General features: G+C 35.9%; 22 protein-coding genes and 1 tRNA gene. 13 read left to right on the top strand and 10 right to left on the bottom strand.

What is annotated here, in order from left to right; translation table 11 throughout:
• Positions 1-25 precede the first annotated feature (25 nt).
• Positions 26-1,420 (bottom strand): tyrosine phenol-lyase, encoded by a 1,395-nt coding sequence (locus G532_RS0100460; protein ID WP_027963001.1) that lies wholly within the window; start codon positions 1,418-1,420, stop codon positions 26-28.
• Positions 1,421-1,614: 194 nt separating this feature from the next.
• Here G532_RS0100460 and G532_RS16220 point away from each other — a divergent pair, with 194 nt between their 5' ends.
• Positions 1,615-2,079 carry a hypothetical protein gene (locus G532_RS16220; protein ID WP_027963000.1) on the top strand — a complete coding sequence of 155 codons (465 nt, stop codon included), beginning with the start codon at positions 1,615-1,617 and terminating at the stop codon, positions 2,077-2,079.
• A 73-nt stretch (positions 2,080-2,152) separates the two neighbouring features.
• On the opposite strand, the gene G532_RS0100450 is transcribed toward G532_RS16220, so the two are convergent.
• The gene (locus G532_RS0100450) at positions 2,153-3,520 is read right to left on the bottom strand and encodes a dipeptidase (RefSeq protein ID WP_027962999.1); all 1,368 of its coding nucleotides are present in this window, start codon (positions 3,518-3,520) and stop codon (positions 2,153-2,155) included.
• A gap of 165 nt (positions 3,521-3,685) precedes the next feature.
• On the opposite strand from G532_RS0100450, the gene G532_RS0100445 reads away from it, so the two are divergent.
• A complete protein-coding gene (locus tag G532_RS0100445) occupies positions 3,686-4,627 on the top strand; it encodes a glycerophosphodiester phosphodiesterase family protein (RefSeq protein ID WP_169513886.1) in 942 nt (313 codons plus the stop codon).
• Positions 4,628-4,716: 89 nt separating this feature from the next.
• Here the strand turns inward: G532_RS0100445 and G532_RS0100440 are convergent, their stop codons facing one another.
• Positions 4,717-5,247, bottom strand: a complete 531-nt coding sequence (locus G532_RS0100440; RefSeq protein ID WP_027962997.1) for a YceI family protein — start codon at positions 5,245-5,247, stop codon at positions 4,717-4,719.
• Between the two features lie 137 nt (positions 5,248-5,384).
• On the opposite strand from G532_RS0100440, the gene G532_RS0100435 reads away from it, so the two are divergent.
• A complete protein-coding gene (locus G532_RS0100435; protein WP_027962996.1) occupies positions 5,385-5,696 on the top strand; it encodes a winged helix-turn-helix transcriptional regulator in 312 nt (103 codons plus the stop codon).
• Between the two features lie 306 nt (positions 5,697-6,002).
• Entirely contained in the window at positions 6,003-8,423 is a 2,421-nt protein-coding gene (locus G532_RS0100430; protein WP_027962995.1) for a S8 family serine peptidase, read from the top strand.
• A gap of 46 nt (positions 8,424-8,469) precedes the next feature.
• On the opposite strand, the gene G532_RS0100425 is transcribed toward G532_RS0100430, so the two are convergent.
• Positions 8,470-9,912, bottom strand: a complete 1,443-nt coding sequence (locus G532_RS0100425) for an alanine/glycine:cation symporter family protein (RefSeq protein ID WP_027962994.1) — start codon at positions 9,910-9,912, stop codon at positions 8,470-8,472.
• 26 nt (positions 9,913-9,938) lie between these two features.
• Positions 9,939-10,208 (bottom strand): GIY-YIG nuclease family protein, encoded by a 270-nt coding sequence (locus G532_RS14495; protein WP_035512336.1) that lies wholly within the window; start codon positions 10,206-10,208, stop codon positions 9,939-9,941.
• A gap of 136 nt (positions 10,209-10,344) precedes the next feature.
• Between G532_RS14495 and G532_RS0100415 the strand changes: the two genes are divergently transcribed.
• From G532_RS0100415 to G532_RS0100400, 4 genes are read left to right on the top strand one after another with little or no spacing between them, the layout of a single operon-like run.
• Positions 10,345-11,544 carry a hypothetical protein gene (locus G532_RS0100415; RefSeq protein ID WP_027962993.1) on the top strand — a complete coding sequence of 400 codons (1,200 nt, stop codon included), beginning with the start codon at positions 10,345-10,347 and terminating at the stop codon, positions 11,542-11,544.
• An 18-nt stretch (positions 11,545-11,562) separates the two neighbouring features.
• Positions 11,563-12,726, top strand: a complete 1,164-nt coding sequence (locus tag G532_RS0100410) for an ABC transporter permease subunit (RefSeq protein ID WP_027962992.1) — start codon at positions 11,563-11,565, stop codon at positions 12,724-12,726.
• Between the two features lie 15 nt (positions 12,727-12,741).
• A complete protein-coding gene (locus G532_RS0100405; RefSeq protein ID WP_027962991.1) occupies positions 12,742-13,632 on the top strand; it encodes an ATP-binding cassette domain-containing protein in 891 nt (296 codons plus the stop codon).
• A gap of 18 nt (positions 13,633-13,650) precedes the next feature.
• The gene (locus tag G532_RS0100400; protein ID WP_027962990.1) at positions 13,651-14,337 is read left to right on the top strand and encodes a hypothetical protein; all 687 of its coding nucleotides are present in this window, start codon (positions 13,651-13,653) and stop codon (positions 14,335-14,337) included.
• A gap of 99 nt (positions 14,338-14,436) precedes the next feature.
• On the opposite strand, the gene G532_RS0100395 is transcribed toward G532_RS0100400, so the two are convergent.
• Entirely contained in the window at positions 14,437-14,625 is a 189-nt protein-coding gene (locus G532_RS0100395; protein WP_027962989.1) for a hypothetical protein, read from the bottom strand.
• Positions 14,626-14,715: 90 nt separating this feature from the next.
• On the opposite strand from G532_RS0100395, the gene G532_RS0100390 reads away from it, so the two are divergent.
• Positions 14,716-14,787, top strand: a tRNA-Val gene (locus G532_RS0100390).
• A 177-nt stretch (positions 14,788-14,964) separates the two neighbouring features.
• Positions 14,965-15,321 carry a DUF4870 domain-containing protein gene (locus G532_RS0100385; RefSeq protein WP_027962988.1) on the top strand — a complete coding sequence of 119 codons (357 nt, stop codon included), beginning with the start codon at positions 14,965-14,967 and terminating at the stop codon, positions 15,319-15,321.
• A gap of 87 nt (positions 15,322-15,408) precedes the next feature.
• Here the strand turns inward: G532_RS0100385 and betB are convergent, their stop codons facing one another.
• Entirely contained in the window at positions 15,409-16,884 is a 1,476-nt protein-coding gene (gene betB / locus G532_RS0100380) for a betaine-aldehyde dehydrogenase (protein WP_027962987.1), read from the bottom strand.
• Between the two features lie 243 nt (positions 16,885-17,127).
• Between betB and cudC the strand changes: the two genes are divergently transcribed.
• The 3 genes from cudC (at position 17,128) to G532_RS0100365 (ending at position 19,536) form a co-directional block, all read left to right on the top strand.
• On the top strand, positions 17,128-17,676 hold the full coding sequence (gene cudC, locus G532_RS0100375; protein ID WP_035512335.1) for a choline uptake/conversion transcriptional regulator CudC: 549 nt from the start codon (positions 17,128-17,130) through the stop codon (positions 17,674-17,676).
• Between the two features lie 23 nt (positions 17,677-17,699).
• Positions 17,700-18,632 carry a glycine betaine ABC transporter substrate-binding protein gene (locus tag G532_RS0100370; RefSeq protein WP_027962985.1) on the top strand — a complete coding sequence of 311 codons (933 nt, stop codon included), beginning with the start codon at positions 17,700-17,702 and terminating at the stop codon, positions 18,630-18,632.
• Between the two features lie 181 nt (positions 18,633-18,813).
• A complete protein-coding gene (locus tag G532_RS0100365) occupies positions 18,814-19,536 on the top strand; it encodes a 3-ketoacyl-ACP reductase (RefSeq protein ID WP_027962984.1) in 723 nt (240 codons plus the stop codon).
• Between the two features lie 82 nt (positions 19,537-19,618).
• On the opposite strand, the gene G532_RS0100360 is transcribed toward G532_RS0100365, so the two are convergent.
• The 3 genes from G532_RS0100360 to G532_RS14490 form a co-directional block, all read right to left on the bottom strand.
• The gene (locus G532_RS0100360) at positions 19,619-19,885 is read right to left on the bottom strand and encodes a hypothetical protein (protein WP_027962983.1); all 267 of its coding nucleotides are present in this window, start codon (positions 19,883-19,885) and stop codon (positions 19,619-19,621) included.
• Between the two features lie 116 nt (positions 19,886-20,001).
• Positions 20,002-21,351: an MFS transporter gene (locus tag G532_RS0100355; RefSeq protein WP_027962982.1), complete on the bottom strand. Its 1,350-nt coding sequence runs from the start codon at positions 21,349-21,351 to the stop codon at positions 20,002-20,004.
• Between the two features lie 146 nt (positions 21,352-21,497).
• Complete coding sequence (locus G532_RS14490; protein WP_051188998.1) at positions 21,498-22,172, bottom strand: lytic transglycosylase domain-containing protein; 675 nt, start codon at positions 22,170-22,172, stop codon at positions 21,498-21,500.
• Between the last annotated feature and the right edge of the window lie 31 nt (positions 22,173-22,203).

Below are 22,203 nucleotides of genomic sequence, written 5' to 3'. Positions count from 1 at the left end.
AATCCCACGCCAACCGTTTTTTAATTTAATTATGAATTAAACTAACTTCTTTAGGTGAGAAACGAGCATTGAAAAATCGTAAAGTCGGTGGCTCATAATCCATTTGTAGCCCTTTAATCTTTTCTCTTTTTTCATAAAGTGCTATTACGGAATCAGCTACCACATCCATATGATTATTTGTATACACTCTCCTTGGAATAGTTAAACGAATCATTTCTAACTTTGGTTGGTTATGCTCACCAGTATCTTTATTTCTTCCAGCAGAAACAATCCCTCGTTCCATTGCTCGTACTCCAGAATCTAAGTATAATGCTGCCGCTAGTGACTGTGCAGGGAATTCTAATTGGTCTAAATGGCTTAAAAAGGCTTTAGCATCTAAGAATATAGCATGCCCACCTATTGGACGCACCATTGGCACACCTGCCTCTTGCAATTGGTCCCCTAAATACCTTACTTGATGAATTCTATGTTCAATATAATGATCATCAACTGACTCATAGATCCCTTGCGCCATAGCTTCCATGTCTCTTCCAGCCATGCCACCATAAGTAGGCATACCTTCATATACAACTACAAGCTCCCTTGAACGAGTGTACAAATCTTCATCGTTCATCGCTAAAAATCCACCTATATTTACTAGAGCATCTTTTTTCCCACTCATCGTACATCCATCAGAGTATGAAAACATCTCTTTCAGAATAATTTTAATGGATTTTTCTGAATAACCACTTTCCCTTTCTTTAATAAAATATGCATTTTCCACACAACGTGTTGCATCATACATAACATCAATTCCATGATGCTGACAAAGTTCATAAACGTCTTTCATATTTTTCATGCTTACAGGTTGGCCGCCTGCCATATTCACTGTCACAGCTAAGCAAACATACGGAATATTATGTGCGCCAACTTCTTCAATTAAACTTTTTAATTTATTTAGATCAACATTCCCCTTAAAATCGACTTCTATTTGAGGGTCATGGGCTTCATCTATGATGACATCAACAAATGTTCCACCATTCATTTCTTGATGGGCACGAGTTGTAGTAAAGTACATATTTCCTGGTACGTAATCTCCTGGTTTTACTTTTAGCTGTGATAAAATATTTTCTGCACCTCTACCTTGGTGTGTTGGAAGTACATATTTATAACCATACACTTCACGAACAGCTTCTTCTAAGCGATACCAACTTTTACTTCCTGCATACGCTTCATCTCCTACCATTAGAGACCCCCACTGCTTATCGCTCATCGCGCTGGTGCCGCTGTCGGTTAACAAATCAATGTATACATCTTTGCTATCTAATAAAAATGTATTATACCCGGCACTTTTCAATGCTTCCTCTCTTTCTTGATAACTTAACATCGACAAAGGTTCAACTGCTTTAATTTTATAAGGCTCTGCTATTCGTCTTCTCATGTCATCCACCCCTTTTATTTTCTTAATTTTCAGTTTAGTTTAGGTGTAAAATTATAACAAGTACTTGAGTAAAACAATTAACGTGTTAAATTACTAAAGAGATAATCTATTCTAACGATTATAATACTTTTAGCACGCTTTCTATATTTATGATATTCTCTTAATGACTAAGCAAGGTAAAAGGAGATTCCTTTATGGATAATTATCAAGCTAAAAATCTTAAAACTGCATTAACGGAAATCAGAAATTCTATGGATGAGGGGGACCAATCTAAGCTTGATTTAGATTTATATGAAAAAGTCATAGATAAGGTGGCTTCCTATGCTGTTGAATGTGATGAATGTAAAGAATACTTAATAGAAATGGAAGTACATATAGCACAAATTCAAAAAGAGATCACATCGAAAAATGAAATTAATTTTAAACTTCATAAACAAAAAGTTAATGAGTTTACTTCTCATTTAACAAATCAGCACAACTTAGTTACAGAAGGTTATTACTTAAGTATTTATATGGCTATCGGTACTGGGATTGGATTACCGTTTGGACTACTTTTGTTCGATAATATAGCACTAGGTCTACCAATCGGAATAGGAATTGGGGTTGCAATAGGAGCTGGGTTAGATGCCGATGCTAAGGAAAAAGGGAAAGTAATCTAACTTCATACAAAAAAGGTACGTAATTTCACTTGAAATTACGTACCTTTCTAATATTACAACAAATATAGTCTTATTAATTTTTTAGTAAGTAAAAATAGTTAACCAGTGTTTGCATTCCCTGGTCAAAATTTTCTAGATGAAAATGCTCATTTGGAGCATGCAAATTCTCATCTGGTAATCCAAAGCCCATTAATACTACTGGGATGTTTAAAATCTCATCTAATTCAGCTACGATTGGAATCGATCCTCCACCTCTAATATAAGCCGTTTCACTCTTATAAACCGCTTCATATGCTTCCGCTGCTTTTTGAATGACTGGATGATCAAACGGGGTAACATATGGTTTCCCTTTATCGAATGGAGTAACTTCCACCGTAACACCCTTAGGAGTTTGAGCATGTACGTGATCAGTTAGTGCTTGTACAATCTTTTCTGGGTCTTGGTCAGGTACCAAACGACATGTAATTTTTGCTGTTGCTTCATTTGGTAGAACTGTCTTAATTCCTTCACCTTGAAAGCCACCAAACATTCCATTTACCTCTAAAGTTGGACGAGCAGAAGTACGTTCCGTATACGTGTACCCTTTCTCTCCATTAAAGCTAGGTACTTCTAGACTGTTTTTCAACTTTTCTTCATCGAATGGAACCGCAGCTAGAGCTTCTCGCTCTTCTTCAGAAAGTTCTGGAATATCATCATAAAATCCATCAACTAAAACTTTTTGTTCTTTGTCCTTGAAAGAAGAAACGATCTCAACTAAAGCATGGATCGGATTCATGACGCCTCCACCGTATTCTCCAGAGTGAAGGTCGCTATTTGCACCTTTCACATCAATTTGAATTCCAGCTAAGCCACGCAAACCATATGTTATAGTAGGTTTTCCTTTCTCCACCAACGCAGAATCCGATACTACTGCTAAATCTGCTTTTAGTAGATCAGCATGGTTTTGAGCAAAAGCAGGAAGATTAGGACTACCGACTTCTTCCTCTCCTTCGATTAATACTTTAAAATTAACAGGAGAAGTTTTTTCCATACTCAAAATTGCTTCCATTACTTTCAGGTGCATAAATACTTGCCCTTTATCATCGGTTGCACCACGAGCAAAAATTTTATTATCACGAATTTCTGGAGCAAATGGTTCTGACTCCCACAAATGTAGAGGGTCCACTGGCTGTACATCATAATGACCATAAATTAATACGGTTGGAGCCTCCGGGTTCTGTATGTATTCTCCATACACAACTGGTAAGCCTTCCGTTTCCATGATACGAGCTTGTTCAAAACCTATTTGGTGTAACTCTTGTTCTACCCATTTTGCAGCATTCAGAACGTCTTCTTTATGTTCGGATAGAGAACTAATACTTGGGATTTTCAAAAACTCTTCTAATTGTTTTAAATGTTTATCTCGGTTATCATGTAAAAATTGAATCACTTGATCTTTCATTGTTGGCCTCCTCTTTCATATAAGAATTGTTTCTATTATAAGCGAAAAATCTTATTTTTGCATAAAATGAATTGCATTTATTACAGATTAGCGTTATAAATAAGCTTTATAGAGGGTATCGATAAACATTGATAGAAATAGATGAGGAATATAAGGATGGTTCAGATGCACCTAGAAAGAAAAAAACATAGTGAATTTAGACGCTTTCTTACACTCTTTTTAGCAATTGGTGTACCTATTATTATTGCATGGGTATTTTATTTTGAACCCCAGCCTTCGGTTGAGCAACATGAATTTTTCGAACATGAAAATGAAGGACCACTTGTCATTTCACATCGAGCTGGAGATTTAATAGCACCAGGGAATACAATGACAGCGATTCAAATGTCTCATGATTTAGGGGTAGATATAGTAGAAGTAGATATCCACATTACTGCAGATGGTGAGCTCGTGCTATTACATGACCCTACAGTGGATCGCACAACAGATGGTGAAGGTGCAATAATAGATTTTACGTTAGAAGAATTTTTAAATCTTGATGCTGGATATACATTTGAAGACCAAGAGGGCGAGTTTTCTTTTCGTAATATTGGTATATATAAACCAACAGTTCGAGAAATGTTTGAAGAATTTCCTGATATGAAATATATGCTAGAAGTGAAAGATACAAATCCTGAAATGTATTATGAAGAAATTGTTGATCGACTTTGGGAATTAATTGTTGAATATGACATGATTGATAATGTCATGATGAGTTCATTTGACCAAAATTTAATTCGTATGTTTAATGAAAGAGCCGAGGGGCAAATAGCACTTGGTTCAGGACGGGAAACTGCCTTCAACTTTGTTATGACTCATAAATTCTTTGCAAGAAACTTCTTTGAACCTACTGGACAAGTGATGCAGTTGCCTAAAGAGAATCGGTACTTTAACTTTTTTGAAGACCGAATTATTAATGGAGCTCATAGACGAGGTATGGGCATACATTACTGGACAATCAATGATGAGCAAACGATGAGGGAAATGATCGATGCAGATGTGGATGGGATCATCACTGATCGACCAGATTTACTCATAGAAATATTACAAGAAAAAGGAATGCGATAGTCGAAATAAGTTTTCTTAATAGTAAAAAGTGCCTGAATTACTCCATAAACGGAATAATTCAGGCACTCTTTTTCAATACTTTTTATAGTTTATGATTCAATAGCAAATTCAAATGCAGCATTGATTTTAACTTCTTTACCTACTAGTACCCCACCAGTTTCTAATTGGGCATTCCAAGTAAGGCCATAATCTTCACGGTTTACCTTACCTTCTACGTCGAACCCAGCAACCATGTTACCACTCATTGGATCTTTAGCAACACCATTTGCTTCAACTAAAAACGTCTCTTCATTCGTTTTTCCACTAATTGTTAAATCACCAGTTACTTCATATTCAGATTCGCTTACCTTTTTAATAGACTTACTATCAAAAGTAATCGTTGGATATTGTTCAGCGTTAAAGAAGTCCTCTGACTTTAAATGTCCATTACGATCTTCATTATTTGTTTCAATCGAATCGACTTGAATAACTGCTTTTACACTCGCATTTTCAAGGTTCTTAGGGTCACCTTCAAAGTTTATATCAAAATCTTGAAATTCACCCTTCGCTTTTGAAACCATCATGTGCTTTACCTGGAAATTAACCCCGCTGTGTACTTTGTCTAAATTTACTTGTGTCATAATAAAATTCCTCCTCTTTTTTTATATACTTACTTTATGTAAGTAACTATATAATAGTAATTAAATAATGTCAAGTAAGTAAATATCTTTTCATACTTTAACTTTTTCGTTATACTATATGAAAGAGGTGAATGCTTATGACAGATCATTCTATTTGCCCAAAATTTGAAAAAGCTTTATCCATTATAAATAAGCGTTGGTCCGCTCTGATTATTTTTCAATTATTAGAAGGTTCCCAGCGCTTCTGTGAAATAGAATCGAATATAGGAATTAGTGGTAGGTTGTTGTCTGAAAGATTAAAGGACTTAGAAAAAGAAAAAATCGTAAAAAGAAAAGTCTATGATGAAACTCCTGTAAGAATAGAATATTCTTTAACCGAAAAAGGATATACTCTTCAACCTGCTTTAGCAGCTATTCAACATTGGGCAGAAAAAGAAATAGAGATTTAAACCCTTCCTTACATTTCTTCGTAAGGAAGTTTTTTTATGTTTTACAACTTATAGGATAAATGAACTCCTCCAAAAGTTTAATAAATTTATGTTTTATATCGTCGAATAATGAAATCGAACCGGCTCCTACCTTTACATATCAAGATTACTAACGTTTATACTTTTTTTTCTGAAAATTGGTACTTTTATCTCAAGGGATAACTACTTCTTATACCGAAATATAAGGGTAGTACATGTATTTTTAAATAGTGAACAAAAAGGGGGAAAGCTGTACGTTATTAAAAACATAATTGGAGGGAATTTATTTTGAAAAAGAAATTTACTAAGTTCGGATTAATTTTATTAGCGGTAATGCTCACCTTTACAACAATGGGCTTCTCGCAACAATCAAGCGGTGATCTTCAACGTTTAGCAACAATTGAAGGGGAATACAACTATGATTCTAGCGAAATCGTTTCAGTGATTGTTGAATTAGAGTCCCCTTCCTTAGTTGAAGCTAAACATACTGGACAAAGCCAATCACAAGGAGATCTTCAATCGAAGCGAGAACAGATTATGAATGAAGTAGAAACGAAGGCTCCTAGTAGTGATTTTCAATTTGAATACGATTATGTTTTTAGTGGGTTTTCTGTCGAAGTAAGACAAGATGAATTAAGAGGACTTGCTGCTGTTTCAGGAGTAAAAGCAATTTATCCTGATAAAGAGTACACTGCAACTGAAATGGAGTCTATCTTTGTTGATGATAATGAAGTATCACCAAACATGATGGATAGTGCACCATATATTGGTGCTCAACAAGTTTGGGAAGACTTAGGCGTAACTGGAGAAGGTGTTACAGTAGCAGTTATTGATACTGGTGTAGACTACACTCATCCAGACTTAGAACACGCTTTTGGAGATTATAAAGGTTATGATTTTGTAGATTTTGATGAAGATCCTCAAGAGACACCTGAAGGAGATCCAAGAGGCGATTCAACCACTCACGGATCACATGTTGCTGGAACAATCGCTGCAAATGGACTAATTAAAGGGGTTGCACCAAATGCTGACTTATTAGCATACCGTGTGTTAGGGCCTGGTGGAAGTGGTTCAACCAACGCAGTTCTAGCAGGGATTGAGCAAGCTGTTCTTGATGGAGCAGATGTAATGAACTTGTCGTTAGGTAATACTTCTAATGATCCTGATTTCGCAACATCCATTGCGCTTGACTGGGCTACAGCAGAAGGGGTAGTTGCTGTTGGAGCAAATGGTAACGCTGGTCCAGATGAGTGGACAATCGGAGCTCCAGGTACTAGCCGTGATGCCATTTCAGTCGGTGCAACACAATTACCTCACTTTGTATTTGACGGTAACCTAACACTTAGTAATGGAGAAACGTATAGTGGCGTAAATGTAATGGGCTTCCCATCTGAAGAAGCTCTAAATGCACTAAATGGTCAAACATATGAATATGAACATGTTGGCTTAGGCAGTGCAGAAGACTTTGCAAATGTTGATGTAGATGGCAAGGTTGCTTTAATTCAAAGAGGAGAATATCCATTTGTTGAAAAAGCAGAGAATGCTCAAGCTGCAGGTGCAGTCGGGGCAATTATTTATAACAATGTAGAAGGTACTCAACCTGACGTACCAGGTATGGCCGTTCCAACATTTAAGATGTCTCTAGCGCAAGGACAAGAGTTGGTAAGTGCATTAGAAAATGGAGAGAACGAAATCACTTTCTCTTTAAATGAACCAACTTTAGTAGAAGAAACAATTGCTGATTTCTCTTCAAGAGGACCAGTTACTGAAACGTGGATGATTAAACCAGACGTATCTGCGCCAGGTGTAGCAATTGTTAGTACGATTCCGAATCATGCAACAGGTGGACATGCTTATGCTTCTTTACAAGGAACTAGCATGGCAGCACCACATGTAGCAGGAGCTGCAGCATTATTACTAGAACAAAACCCTGACTGGGAACCACAGCGCGTTAAATCAGCACTTATGAATACTGCAGAATCCATTTCAGATCGTGATGGAAATACGTACCCATTCAACGCTCAAGGGGCAGGTAGCATTCGTGTAGTTGATGCCTTAACAACAGAAACTTTAGTAAATCCAGGATCTTATTCATTCGGAACTTTTGAAAAAGAGAATGGTAAGCAAGTGGAACGTCAACACTTTGAAATTGAAAACTTATCAAATGAACGTAAACGATTTAATATGGATGTTGAATTCTTTGACGGTGAAAATCACATTAAAGTGAATACAAGTAAAAACTTAAATGTAAAAGGAAACGGATCTCAAAAAGTTAATATGAACGTTCAAGTAGATGCTGGAAAACTCGAGCCTGGTTACTACGAAGGGCTTATTACATTAACTCATGGAGACGAAGTAATTGAAGTTCCAACTATCTTGTTTGTTCAAGACCCATATGAGGTTTTTGATATCGAAGATCTATTGGATTCAGGAAGCTTTACACTCACTGAAGATGGTGTATTTCAAGTGGAGTTAAATTTAAATAAAGATGTTGACTACGTAGATCTTGTAGTTTACACAGCTGACTTAGCTCCTGTTGCTGTACTTGAGTTATTCGATAACCTCCCTGAGGGACAAAATAACTTAGAGGTAGATGGAAAATGGTTACTCGACCAACTCCCAGCTGGTGATTACGCTCTTGTATCATGGGTTGGTAAAGAAGGATATGAAGAAGAAGGTTGGGTTTTAGGAGAATTTACACTTGAATAAAGGTACAAAAAAAACAGTTGATGGATATTCCATCAACTGTTTTTTCTTATTTATCCTTTTTGTCTTTCCTAATTACTTGATCATCTTGCCACCATTCTACATTTTTCAACCAAGGTAAGCTAGATGCTTTGAATGTTGGGTCAACACCCTGCTTCTTCTGCTTCACATAGTCTTTCAGTAGAGCGAATGCAATATTACCTAGTAACAAGATAGCAATTAAGTTGACGGTTGCCATCATTGCCATAAATAGATCAGCCATGTTCCATACAATATCAATGGAAGCAATGGAACCAAACATTACCATTCCTAATACAACGAAACGGAAAATGTTCTTTAATACAACTGAATTGTTCATAAACGCAATATTAGATTCACCATAGTAATAGTTACCAATAATCGAACTAAACGCGAATAAGAATATCGTAATCGCTAAGAAGATCGATGCCCATTCACCAATGTGAGAACTCAATGCAACCTGGGTTAATTGAATTCCATCTTCCGTCATATCCATGTAGTTATCAAACAGCATAATTGTAAATGCTGTAAAGCTACAAATAATTATAGTATCAACAAATACTGCTAGTGACTGGACAAGTCCTTGTTTTGCCGGGTGACTTACACCAGCTGTTGCTGCGGCATTGGGAGCAGAACCCATACCCGCTTCGTTAGAGAACAGACCTCGTTTAATACCTTGCATTAACGCAGCACCAATTCCCCCACCAACAACTTGTTCTAACCCAAAGGCATGTTGAATGATTAACATAAATATACCTGGCACTTCGCCAATGTTTGTCACTACAACATATAAAGAGATTAAAATATAAATTGCAGCCATAATTGGAACGATTGTACCTGAAACTACTGCAATTCTTTTGATTCCACCGAAGATTACAATTCCTGCAAGCACGACTAATGCTAAACCTGACCAAACACGATCAATGGCAAATGCCTCTTCAACAGCCATTGTAATTGTGTTAGCTTGTACCGCATTAAATATTAGACCAAACGTAATTGTGATTAAAATAGAAAATAAAATTGCCATCCAACGTTGACCTAAAGCACGTTCAATATAATAAGCAGGTCCTCCACGGAACCCATCTTTATCAGGAACTTTGTATAACTGAGCTAACGTACTTTCTATAAAGGCAGTTGCCATACCAATTAAAGCAATAACCCACATCCAAAATACTGCCCCTGGGCCACCAATTGCTACAGCTAAAGCAACACCTGCTAAGTTTCCAGTACCAACTCGAGAAGCAATACTAATACTAAAAGCCTGAAAAGCATTAGTACCTCTTCTTCCGCTTTGCTCTACTGCTTCTTCTCCAATAACTTTAAACATTTCCGGAAATAGCTTAAACTGAATAAATTTCGTTCTAAAAGTGAAGTAAATCCCAGTGAAAATAAGTAAGTAAACTAATAAATAATCCCAGAAAATTGTATTACCTAACCCTACTATTTCAGATAAAAAACTTTCAACTGCTCCCACATCTTACTCCCCTTTCATTTTCTAAGTTATTCTAAGTATGTGTGTACGAATTGACTTGAAAGTTGTATTAAAGATTCTTTTTCTCCTTTTGCAAACTTTTTAATTTCAACCTCTCTTTTCATTGCTTCGGATTTGGTTTCAAATATTTCCACGTAAACAAGTTCCACCGGAAGCTTGGCACGTGTATATTTAGAGGCTTTCCCCAATTGATGTTTATTAAAACGCGATTTTACATCATTTGTATATCCTGTATACAAGGAGTTATCTTTACAACGTAATATGTAAATATAAAACAAAATCCTTCTCCTACCTTTCCATTCTTTTCAAAAAAATATATTTCGACAAACTAAATTCTTTTCTTTACTTCTAATATTTGGTGGTATAAGATAATAGGAAAATTAAAAATATTAAGATTATTTAGGGAGAGCATGTATGTTTCGTACTCTATTGAGCCATGAATTCAAACTAACCTTTTTTAGTAAAAAAAATAATATATTTATTGGATTTCTTCTACTATTACTTTCTTTGTACATATTCATTTTACTACCAAACCAAGACCATGAGGAGTCCTTTTCTGTTGAGGAAGTAACTCAAGAGTTAGAAGACATTGAAGCATTACAGGATTATCGCCGTGACCAAGGATATACAGGAACTGGTGTGATGAGTGGTCCTCACTATGCGAGCCAAGAGTTTTACCTAGACATACATAATAGACAAATAACAGCTTATCAAAAAGATAATATTAGAAGGTATCTTCACCACCGGCTCTATTATTTAGATCAATTTGGAGAAGAAGAGTATATTCAAAGTGACTTATTCGCAGGAGAACCATTTCCAGGAAAAGATCGACTTCACTTATATAATCAAACATTATTACGCTTTCAAAGCTACCTAGACCAAGATCACACGATTACGATGGAAATGGTAGAGCAGAAAAGTACAATTCAACAAATGCAACAATTGATCAGTCAGTTAACGATCTACCTCTTATTCTTTAGTGTCATTTATTTTAACAATGACACACTTACGCGTGACAAAGAACACAAAACCCTTTTACAAGGGCTTCCACTCACGTGGTATTCGACTCTTAATATAAAGAGTCTAGTTGGTTTGCTCTATACTCTATGTATTCTTGGGGGTAGCTTCCTTTTCTTTATTGTAATAAATTCTCTGTTGAACGGATTTGGGCACTTAGAGTTGCTCCTACCTTTTAAAGAGCCCCTTGAACAAGTTAACATTGCTCATTACGATTATCTGTCTTTATTCCATGTTCTCTTGAAGGGCTTATCTTTAATTCCAATCATCGCATATATTTTTATTCGATTGAATATTATCTTAAGTTTAATTTTCAAAAATCCATGGGCTGTACTAATGGTAAATACTACTTTATTAATGTCAGGAACCTTTATATACTCTCGTGATCGCGAAACTTTATTCGGGTTTGATATTAGTTCTTTCCCTCAAATTTATTTTGAAGTAGGAAAAATAGCTTCAAGTGAAATGAACTATTTATTAAATATAGACGGCGTTACTTATTCAAAAGCCCTTGTGGTACTATGTATTACTATTTTAGCAGTTGAGCTCATTCTTTGGGTGACATCCAAACTAGTACCTAAACAAAGATTCTACTAGAAAGGAGAAGGAACTGCTATGTTTAGACGTTTTATTTCATTTGAGCTAAAACTAATAGTAAAAAATAAAAAACACCTAATGATTATGTTTTTAATGATATTAATTTTTCCATTATTTTATATTCAACAATTAAATGAAACAGAGCAAACTCTAGCAGAACAAAAAGAAATGGAAGCAGCATCCCTAAACGCCCAATTAGACAGAATGGCAAATTTGGAAGAAACGTTAACAGAGCAAGAAGAAGCTGTACAAGATAGTCTTCTAAATCAACTTTCACATGTGAATATGCAAGCGTATTACCTTAATAATGATCGTGAACTCTATATCGAAGAAGGACTTGCTTTAGTTGAAGAGCAGCGTCATGTACAAGAGCTTAACCATGCTGGGATGAGTGAACGATTTATTATGAAAGAAGATCAAATAAAATCTGAAGAAGAACGCCTTTTGTATATTCAAGAACATTCCTTACCCCTTACACAAGACAGTTCTACAGCAAGTAATTTCTTAGTAAATGCACTAAAAACTCTAAGCGGGTTGTTATTCACAATTATCATATTATTTAGTGGCAGTGAAATTATTTCTTATGAAAATAGACATAAAACCGTAATGAACGGTATTCCCGTTTCTACTTTCACAAAGATTCTTTCAAAACTTACAACTCATTCGATCTATTTAACGTTATCCCTTATAGTGGGTGTTTTCATCGGGGGAATCGTTTCTACTTGGTACAGCGGGATTGGTCACCTTAATTATCCAGTTATTATTTATCGTAATGGTACTTATACAGCTATATCTACCATCGAATACATCTTATTCGTGATAGGATTGTTGTTTCTAGTAACTATTTTCATCTTACTATTGTCGGTTCTACTAAATATGATATTTGACCATGCATTTATTAACCTCGTTGTTGGTACAGGAGTATTTTTATTACCCGCTCTTTTATCAAATATTTTTGGTGAAGTTTCGTTTTTGCAACCTCTACTTTTTGTAGATGTCACCTCCGTCTTATCTGGTGAGTTTGCAAATCAATTATCTAACCCTTCAGTAGATTATTATTACGCAATCTTATGGCTTATTGGGTTATGCATAATCACTTTCCTATGCATTTATATGAACAAGCTATTAAAAACTAGTAAGGGATTCAAAATGAACAAGCGACAAAATTCAGTCCATATGTAGAAAAGGAGTATGAATATGCTTGAAATAAAAGATATAAGTGTTGCATTCAATAAAAACAAAGTTCTTGACCGCGTTTCCTTCACAGCTGAACAAGGGAAAATAATTGGTTTAGCAGCTCCCAATGGAACAGGTAAAACAACTTTATTTAACGTGATTGCAAATTATACAAAACCGAATAGTGGCGATATCATTGTAGATGAAAACTATACCTACAGCTCGGAGAAAGCTCAGTTGAAAATACATCAACAGCTCACTACTTTTCCTGACCAAAGTGATTTGTTTGAAGAATTAAACGGTGTTGACCATATAAAACTATATAAACAGATGTGGAAAGGTTCAAAAAAACCGAATAAGATCATTCAATCATTAAAAATGGAAAGCTATGCAAAAAACAAGGTAAAAACCTATTCTTTAGGTATGCGGCAACGTTTGTGCTTCGCAATGATGGTTGCAGCAGACTCGAAAATTTTATTAATGGATGAAGTAATGAACGGTCTAGATGTTTCGAATGTTTCATTAATATCTACTATCCTGAATGAATTAAAATCAGAAAATAAGCTAATCTTTGTCGCGTCCCACCTACTTGAAAATTTAGACCTTTATGCAGACCGCGTCATCTTTTTGAAAGATGGGGGCATTATTGATGAGCTTCATCCCAATAATTCAGAGATGACTTATTTGAAAGTACCAATAACCACCCAAGATTATGAACAAATACAGGATTATTACAATCTTCCTAGTGAGCACGAGTTTATATCTAGTTATTTACTTTGTATCCCGCTCCATCAGATGAGCATTTCAGATCAACTTACATGGATTGAACGAATGCTAGCCTTTCAAAGTAAACAAATGACAATTGGTTCAATTGGAACGTTAGAATATTACGAAAAACACTATGAGATCTAAATCTAAGGAGTTTTCATTTTGAAATATTTTTACTTCTTCATCTTACCTTTAGGCCTTCTATTACTAAGTAGTTGCTCAGAAAATACTGACGCAAAAGTGTTATACCAACAAAACTTTGAAATCATTGGCGATGAAAAAGCTAGTCAACTCCAACACTTGAGTGATCATTTATATGAACCTAGTTATTCCGCTAACGAAACTACGGACGAAGCTCATTCTTCAATAGGGGGTGTATTCGACGAACTTTCTGTCTCCCAAGGACGTTATACGATTACCGGACAAGGATCTGGAAATGTGTTAATAACAGACGAAGAAAATGATGTTATTGTAGATGAAGTCGTAGGGAGCGCATACGGAGTGAATTCATTAACAGTCGATCTCGCTTCAGACCATACAGTGCGAGTGGATGGTTTTGATCAAGTATCCATTCTTCCTGCTGCCGCTGAACCCGAAGTAGAAAATGTTCTAACAGCAGGAGTGTGGGAAGTGGGAGTTCATATTGAGCCTGGCAACTATCAATTTAGTACATCAGCAAGCCAGATTGGTTATGTGAAAATTCTTGATAAAAACGACTCTGATTTTTTGTTCGAAGTCCTTGGTGGGGAATATAGCTCTTCTTCTAGTGAAATTGAATTACTAGAAGGTCAAAAAATAGTTGTAAGTGGCATTTCTCTCACGGAGTGGCAACAACTACCTGAGGAGTAAATATTGCTTGTATGGAGCCGCACCGCTTAATGATGAAATATAAAAATGCCCTATTGCAAAATAGGGCATTTCTCATATTCGTAGTTGCACATTCTAATATTATTTTCTTTCTTCTTTCAAAATCAATAACGTACGCTTGCCATAAATAAAAGCCAAATATCCGCTGACTCCAACGAATGCGATTCCAAATACTAACCATAAATATGTTAAATATGCTGGGAACACTAATGCAACAGCAACAATTAACAGCAATCCAATCAATAAATAAGATAATACTTTTGCTAACATCGCTCAACCTCCGAACTAAAAATAGATTGACATTTTAAGTATAAGCCATTATATTATTATTTGTCGATAATTTAAATTGAATTCTCATATGACTCCGTAGCTCAGCGGGAGAGCACTTGCTTGACAGGCAAGGGGTCGTTGGTTCAAATCCAATCGGAGTCACTGGGTGCCAAACCCCACTAGACCGCCTCGGCCATTTGGTCCCGGCGGTCTTTTTATAAAATAATATTTTTGCAATATTCTGATAAAAGAGATATAATAATGGCAACAACTAATGAATAAGGCTTATTCTTTCCATTTTTAATGTAACAATACGTCATTTTATTGGAGGGATTTGCATTGGAAAATAATGAAAAGGAACATGTAAACAAGAATAGTTCAACCGGTCTAACGGAGAATGTTGCTGGGGCATTAACTTATTTACTAGGATTTATTACTGGCATCATTTTTCTAGTTATCGAAAAAGAAAATCACTTTGTTAGATTTCATGCTTTTCAGTCGATTTTTATATCAGCGGTATTGCTGATCATTAGCGTCGTATTAAGTATGATTCCATTAATAGGCTGGTTATTATCTCTACTTCTATCTCCGCTATCATTTATTTTGTGGATTCTACTAATGTATTGGGCTTATCAAGGTAAGCGAACCAAACTCCCTTTTGTTGGGGATATTGCTGATCAGCAAGTTAATAAATAATTATTATTAAATAGGACCCAGGTTAAATAATAACCTGGGTACTTTATTGTATAAGGGGATTATACTCTTTAATAAATGCTCCGTTTTCTAGAACCAATTTAATGGCTCTGGACGAAGGTTCTGAAAAACATGTTTCGTTTCTTGATATTCTTCAATACCTAACTTCCCTAATTCTCTTCCTATACCAGACTGTTTGAAACCGCCCCATGGTGCATGTGGGAAATATAAGTTAAATTCATTGATCCAAACTGTACCCATACGCATCTTAGCTACACAACGTTCTGCTTTTGCGATGTCCTGAGTCCAAACGCCGCCAGCTAGTCCATAAATAGAATCATTTGCAAGTCTAATTGCTTCTTCTTCAGTTGAAAATTTTTCAACTGTTATAACTGGTCCGAAACCTTCTTCCTGCACAACCGTCATATCACTTGTACAACCAGTTAGAATAGTTGGTTCATAAAAGAAGCCGTTTTGAAGTTCTGGTGCATCCGGTCGTTTTGCTCCTACTTCTACCTTTGCACCTTCCTTTATACCTTGGTCTACATATGCAACAATTTTATCTAAGTGATCTTGAGAAATTACTGGTCCCATTTGTGTAGAGTCATCAAAACCGTCACCCATTTTAATGTTTTTCACACGTCCAACTAACTTCTCAACAAATTCATCATGAATACTTTCTTCAATGATTAAACGCGTACCAGCTGAACAGATTTGTCCTGCATGGAAAAATACGGCGTTCATTGCTTGATCTACAGCTGTTTCAAAGTCAGCGTCAGCAAAAACCACATTCGGATTCTTGCCACCCAATTCTAAGGCTAGTTTTTTAACGTTGACACTTGCAGCTTGCATAATCTTTTTGCCCGTTTCAATTCCACCTGTAAATGAAATTAAATCGACATCGGTATTACTAGAAAGTTCTGCACCGACAGTAGCTCCTGCGCCAAGCACTAGATTAGCAACACCTGCTGGCACTCCTGCTTCTTCCATTAATTCAAAGACTTTCACATGAGTAAGTGGTGTAATTTCACTTGGTTTAATAATTAGAGTATTACCTGTAACTAAAGCGGGAGCTAATTTCCAAGAAGCTTGTAATAGTGGATAGTTCCAAGGTGTTATTTGCCCACACACACCCACAGGTTCATGAACAACTTTGCTTATTGAATTTGGAATTGGAGAATCAATCAGCTCTCCCCCATTTTTATCAGCCATTTCCGCAAAATAACGAAAGACACTAGCAATATCGTCCATGTCTCCACGACTTTCTTCTACTGTTTTACCTGTATCTAATGACTCAAGTTGAGCTAGTTCTTCTCTATCTCTTTCAATATAATCTGCGACTTTATGAACGATTTGACCACGCTCAGTTGCTGGTGTGGTTGACCAGTCGCCTTGATCAAATGCTTTCCTTGCTGCATTAATCGCGGCTTGAGCATCTTTTTCATTTCCTTCTGCAGCAATTGCGATTACTTCTTGATTAAAAGGATTAATAATCTCTCTAGTTTCATTAGAGAAGGAATTCACCCATTTCCCATCAATATATTGCTTTTGCTTTTTTATATCCAAACTAAATCCCTCCGCTTCTTATTAATTTTGTTAAGAAAAAATTTAACGTTTTGAATAAATCTAATGTATCACTCAGAAAAAATTTTGTCAAAGTTAAATCTATCATTTGTTATTACTTCATTATATAGTATTTATATAACTTTTTATAATTGGATTTAGATTTGACAAATAAATTTGAAACGTTAACATTAAGTTTGTAAAGAAAAAATTTAACGTTTTAAATTCTCAGAAAGAAGGGTGGCAATGAACAAGGACAATCAAGCTTTAGAAAGAATGGAAAAAGCGAAAGATCAGGTGATTGGAGCTATTTCTGAAACAATGGATTTATACGGGGTGACGCCGAGTGCCGGTAACCTTTACGCAACTATGTATTTTGAAGGTGAAATGACCTTAGATGAAATGCGTGAAATACTTGGCATGAGTAAGCCAAGTATGAGTACTAGTATTCGTAAACTTCAAGAGATCGAGATGGTCAAAAAAACGTATAAACGTGGTTCACGTAAGCATACGTACATGGCTGAAAAGGATTTTTTCCATTCCTTCATGGCATTTTACTGCCAAATGTGGGACCGCGAAGTGAAAATGAACTTAGAAGCAATTAAACAATCTGAAAAAGAATTGAAAGCAATCATTTCAGATGATGCTGTTTCAGAATCTATTCGTAAGGAAGCACAAGAGCATTATGACATGCTCGAAAACTCTAAAACGTACTATCACTGGTTGGAGGATTTGGTTAAAAGTATTCGAAGTGAAGAGATTTTTGAATTCTTACCTAAGCCCCCAACAAAATAAAAAAACTTCAAAAGGGGTATTTCATGAATTTAAAAAAGTCAGCATTATTTCTCATTGGACTTGCGCTTATTCTAGTGCTAGTTGCATGCGGAGATGATAACGGAGAATCTACAGAAGAAAATGATGATAGCGAAACAGGTGAAGAAACGGAAGAAACAGAAGCAACAGATTCAGATGAAGTGAAAGAAATTGAAATTGGTCAGATTAATTGGGCGGAAAATATCGCAGTAACGAACATGTGGAAAATCATCTTAGAAGAACGCGGTTTTGATGTCACTTTAACACTATTAGACATGGGACCTACTATGGCTGCAGTTGCGAATGATGAGTTAGATGCAAGCCTTGAAGTATGGTTACCAGTTCAAGATGCGAACTACTTAGAAGAGTATGAAGACGATATTAATTTCTCTGATGAAACATGGTATGACAATGCAAAAGTTGGTTTAGTCGTTCCAGAATATATGGAAGATGTTAATAGCATTGAAGACTTGAATGAACACGCGGATAAATTTGATGGACAAATTACTGGGTTTGATTCTGGTGCAGGTACTATGGAAGTAGCTGAAGACATGATCGAAGAGTATGAACTGGAATTAGAATTAGTTCCAAGTTCTGAACCTGCAATGATTTCAGCAATTAATCAAGCAGTTGCCAATGAAGAGCCAATTGTAGCTCCTCTTTGGAACCCACACAGCATCTTTGCTGAACATGACTTGAAATACTTGGATGATCCTAAAGAATCGTTTGGTGGAGTGGAAAAAATTCACCATGCAACACGGCAAGGGTTTGAAGATGATTTCCCTGAACTGGATCAATGGTTGAAGAACTGGAAGATGGATGATGAACAGATCGGGGAACTAATGGCTGCTGTTGAAGACACAGAAGAGCCTATTGACGGTGCACGTGAATGGGTAGAAGAGAATGAAGACTTAATTAATGAATGGTTAGAAGAATAATTTTAATGTAATTCATGTAAATCACCGGTAACCTTTTACAATAAAAAAGGTTACCGGTTTCTTTTTGTGGGTTTCTTTAAAACTCCCAATAGTAGTTTCTATCCACAAATCACATCGTTTGTAATTCAAGGTGACCTTTTCTAAACTTAAAAAGTAGATTCATATAAAAGGAGATGAAATCATGGCTCAATCTTTAAAAGGTAAAATAGCTTATATAACTGGTGCAAGCCAAGGAATTGGAAAAGCAACAGCAATGGAACTTGCAAAAGAAGGTGCACATGTAGGGTTAATCGCTAGAACCGAAGAAAAATTAAAGAAAGTCGCAGAAGAAATAAAATCATTAGGGGTGCAAGTAAGTTACGCATCGGTTGATGTTTCCGACCTTCAATCTGTTGAAAATGGTATAGCCAATTTAAAATCAAATTTAGGACCTGCTGATATACTAATAAATAATGCTGGCGTAGGATCAAAAGGAAATTTAGTTGACGCAGATCCTGAAGAATGGAAAAAAACCTTCGATGTCAACGTGTTTGGAATGTTTCACGTAACGCGCACCGTATTACCTGATATGATTAAGAAAGACAAAGGGGATATTATTAACATTTCATCTAGTAACGGACTAAAAGCTACTGCAGGTGCTTCTTCCTATAGTGCATCTAAATTTGCTGTACAAGGCATGTCAGAGGCACTCATGCAAGAAGTTAGACCTTATAACATCCGAGTGTTCACGATGAATCCAAGCCTGGTTGCTACAGAACTAGCTTTCGGTGATCAATTAGAAGAAAAAAACGCTGATAAATTTATGCAGGCGGAAGATTTAGCTGAATATATGGTGGCCCAACTAAAATTAAACCAACGTATTTTCATTAAACAATCATTACAGTGGGCGACAAATCCATTTTAGTTTCTATAGCATAGGTAAAGATCGTTTAAAAATAGCGTCGCCTCAAATGTGAGCGAAGCTATTAGTCATACTTTACTTTTAATCACAATACAAAATTAATCATCACAGCACTTACAAAAAAGGAAGCAAAAAATACAAGATAGGCACCTGATGGTATTTTTCGAGTAGGAAAACGACTTATTCTAAGTATAAATTCTCTTATGAAATAAACACTGCCCCCTATAATTATGAAGGAAAGAATACCAGAAACCATATTATTAAACCCAATCACTTGTATCGTTAAGCTTATAATAAAGGCAAGTGCAATCCCGCTCATGATTAAAATAGCGACACTTGATGTACTCCTCATTCGAATCCCCTCCGAATTTAAAACCAATTTAAAATAAAGTCATTTTTACATTCCTATGGTTAAAGAGTTCAGAACATGCCTAATTTTAAGATTAAAATTTTCGTTTATCTTCTATTTTATTGTTTGTGCAAATAGGCCAAAACTTCTTCATACTCTCTATCAAGTCGGTAGAATAGCATGATCAAAATTTGAACCACCGCTAAACCGATTGGTACATAAATATTTAAAACTAAGATCATATCAAGGGCAAGGGTTGGCTGTGTATCTGCACTTCCAACATACCCTCCAAGGGCTAATAACCATCCGATTAAGGCCATGCCAATTCCTGTACCTACTTTCATTCCAAAGCTCGTTCCACTATTAATTATTCCAGGTGTTCTTACCCCCGTTTTATATTGTCCGTATTCAATTGTTTCATTTGTTAAAGCAAAGACAAATGCAATGGTAGGCATGTATCCAATTCCAACAAAAGCGGTTCCAATTAGAAAGATTGTTAAGTCATTTGTATCGATTAACCGAACAAATTGGCCTAAAATTAAAATGACGGAACCAGTTATAATAATATTTCTTTTTCCAAATCGTTTTACTAATGGTGCTAGAAAAAACAACCCTAAAATCATTGGTAAAATTAACGCTGCCCCAATGAATGAAAATACCGAAGAGTCACCAATAATCCAACTTGCATAATAAATCCCGGCACCTTGAATTAAAGCCATAATTGCATAAGATACAACACAAAACAATGTAATCATCAACCAGTATTTGTTTTTCAGTAATGCTTTAAAACCAACACTTGCAGGAACTTTATTCTCTCCATGAAAAGAAGATTGAGCTGCCCTTTCTTTTACTTTGGTAAATGTTATAAATAAAGCTATGATAACTATAACTCCATAAATGCAAGCCACAAACGTCCACCCTATGATTTGAGCAAGAGGCTCTGTTAATACCATAGTTAATAGCGTTCCAGTCAATATAAGAATTTGTGCGTAAATGTTCGTAACTGATCGACTATGTTGATCTTGTGTCATTAACCCCATGAGTGTTTTATGAGGAATAGTTACAGATGTATAAATTAAAATAAATAATATGTAGGTTACATACGCATAGGCTAGCTTACTCGAATCACCAAGATCAGGTACTGAAAATAACAACACGGTTGCTAATCCAAGCGGAATACTCATCCATAGTAGCCAAGGTCTTGCACTGCCATACTTTGATTTTGTTTTATCAACAAAAGAACCCATCCCAAGGTCTGTAATGCCATCTAATAACCTTGCAACTAACATTAAAGTCCCAACTGCTCCAGCTGCTAGTCCAACGACATCTGTATAATAATATGTAAGAAATGAGCCTATCAGCGTCCATATTGTAAATGTTCCAAAGCTTCCCATTCCCCAAGCCCACATCTCTTTTTTAGGTGGAGCTAATAAAGGGTCTCCATGTTGGTTCATCTCCTTTTCATTCATTCTCTTATCCTCCTTTTAAATTTTTAGAAAATTCTAACCTTTTTATAGTTTACCATAAGTTACTCATTACTATGTTTGAATTTATATAAAAAACGCTGGAAAACTCCTATAACTTATTGGAGTTTTTCAGCGTTCATTTATCATTTTTATTTAATAAAGGTTTTTATACTGACAGCAATCATATGGGACTCATCTACTTCTATTTCCTGATACCCTTCTTGGTACCCTTCATAGAGTTCAATAACATCATCAACATACCAATTAGCACGATTATATGCATATACAGCACTTTGAATATGTCCACGCCCCGCGCCATTCTGTTCTAAATAATTCGCAGCACTAAACACTGCATCTTCTATATCATAGGGATCAGCTATTCCGTCACCATTAGCATCAATTCCATAACCACCGTAGCGGGATATCGCGTCTGGACTTATTTTCGTTTCTTCCTCAATACTACCATCTCCTAATCCACTACAGCTTGGATGACTCCAGCCTGTCCATGTACAGGGCATGAATTGTAAATGCCCTTCTGCTCCAACCGGGCTAACTAATGTATCCATCGTTGAAAATTTTGTCTCTTTCTTATGAATAGCGGCTAATAATTTCCAATCCACCTCAAACTCTTCTTCAGCTGCTTTATATATTGGAATAAACTCAGCTGGAATTTGATCATCAGCAATGGAGAATGAATTGTTTTTATATATACTTGACCCTAACCCGCCAAAGGAAACCGTAATGTACGTAATTACAGTAAATGCAGCGAGCAAAACAAGCACAATTAAGAGAGCACTGTCATTCTTTCTTTTCTTTTTCGCCATAGTGTGCTCCTCCTAACTGTTTCTTTTCTTT

This window comes from Halalkalibacillus halophilus DSM 18494 (genome assembly GCF_000423105.1).
Classification (GTDB): Bacteria; Bacillota; Bacilli; order Bacillales; family Alkalibacillaceae; genus Halalkalibacillus; species Halalkalibacillus halophilus.
Note: the sequence above shows the minus strand (reverse complement) of the source record. Positions and strands in the feature narration are given on the sequence as shown.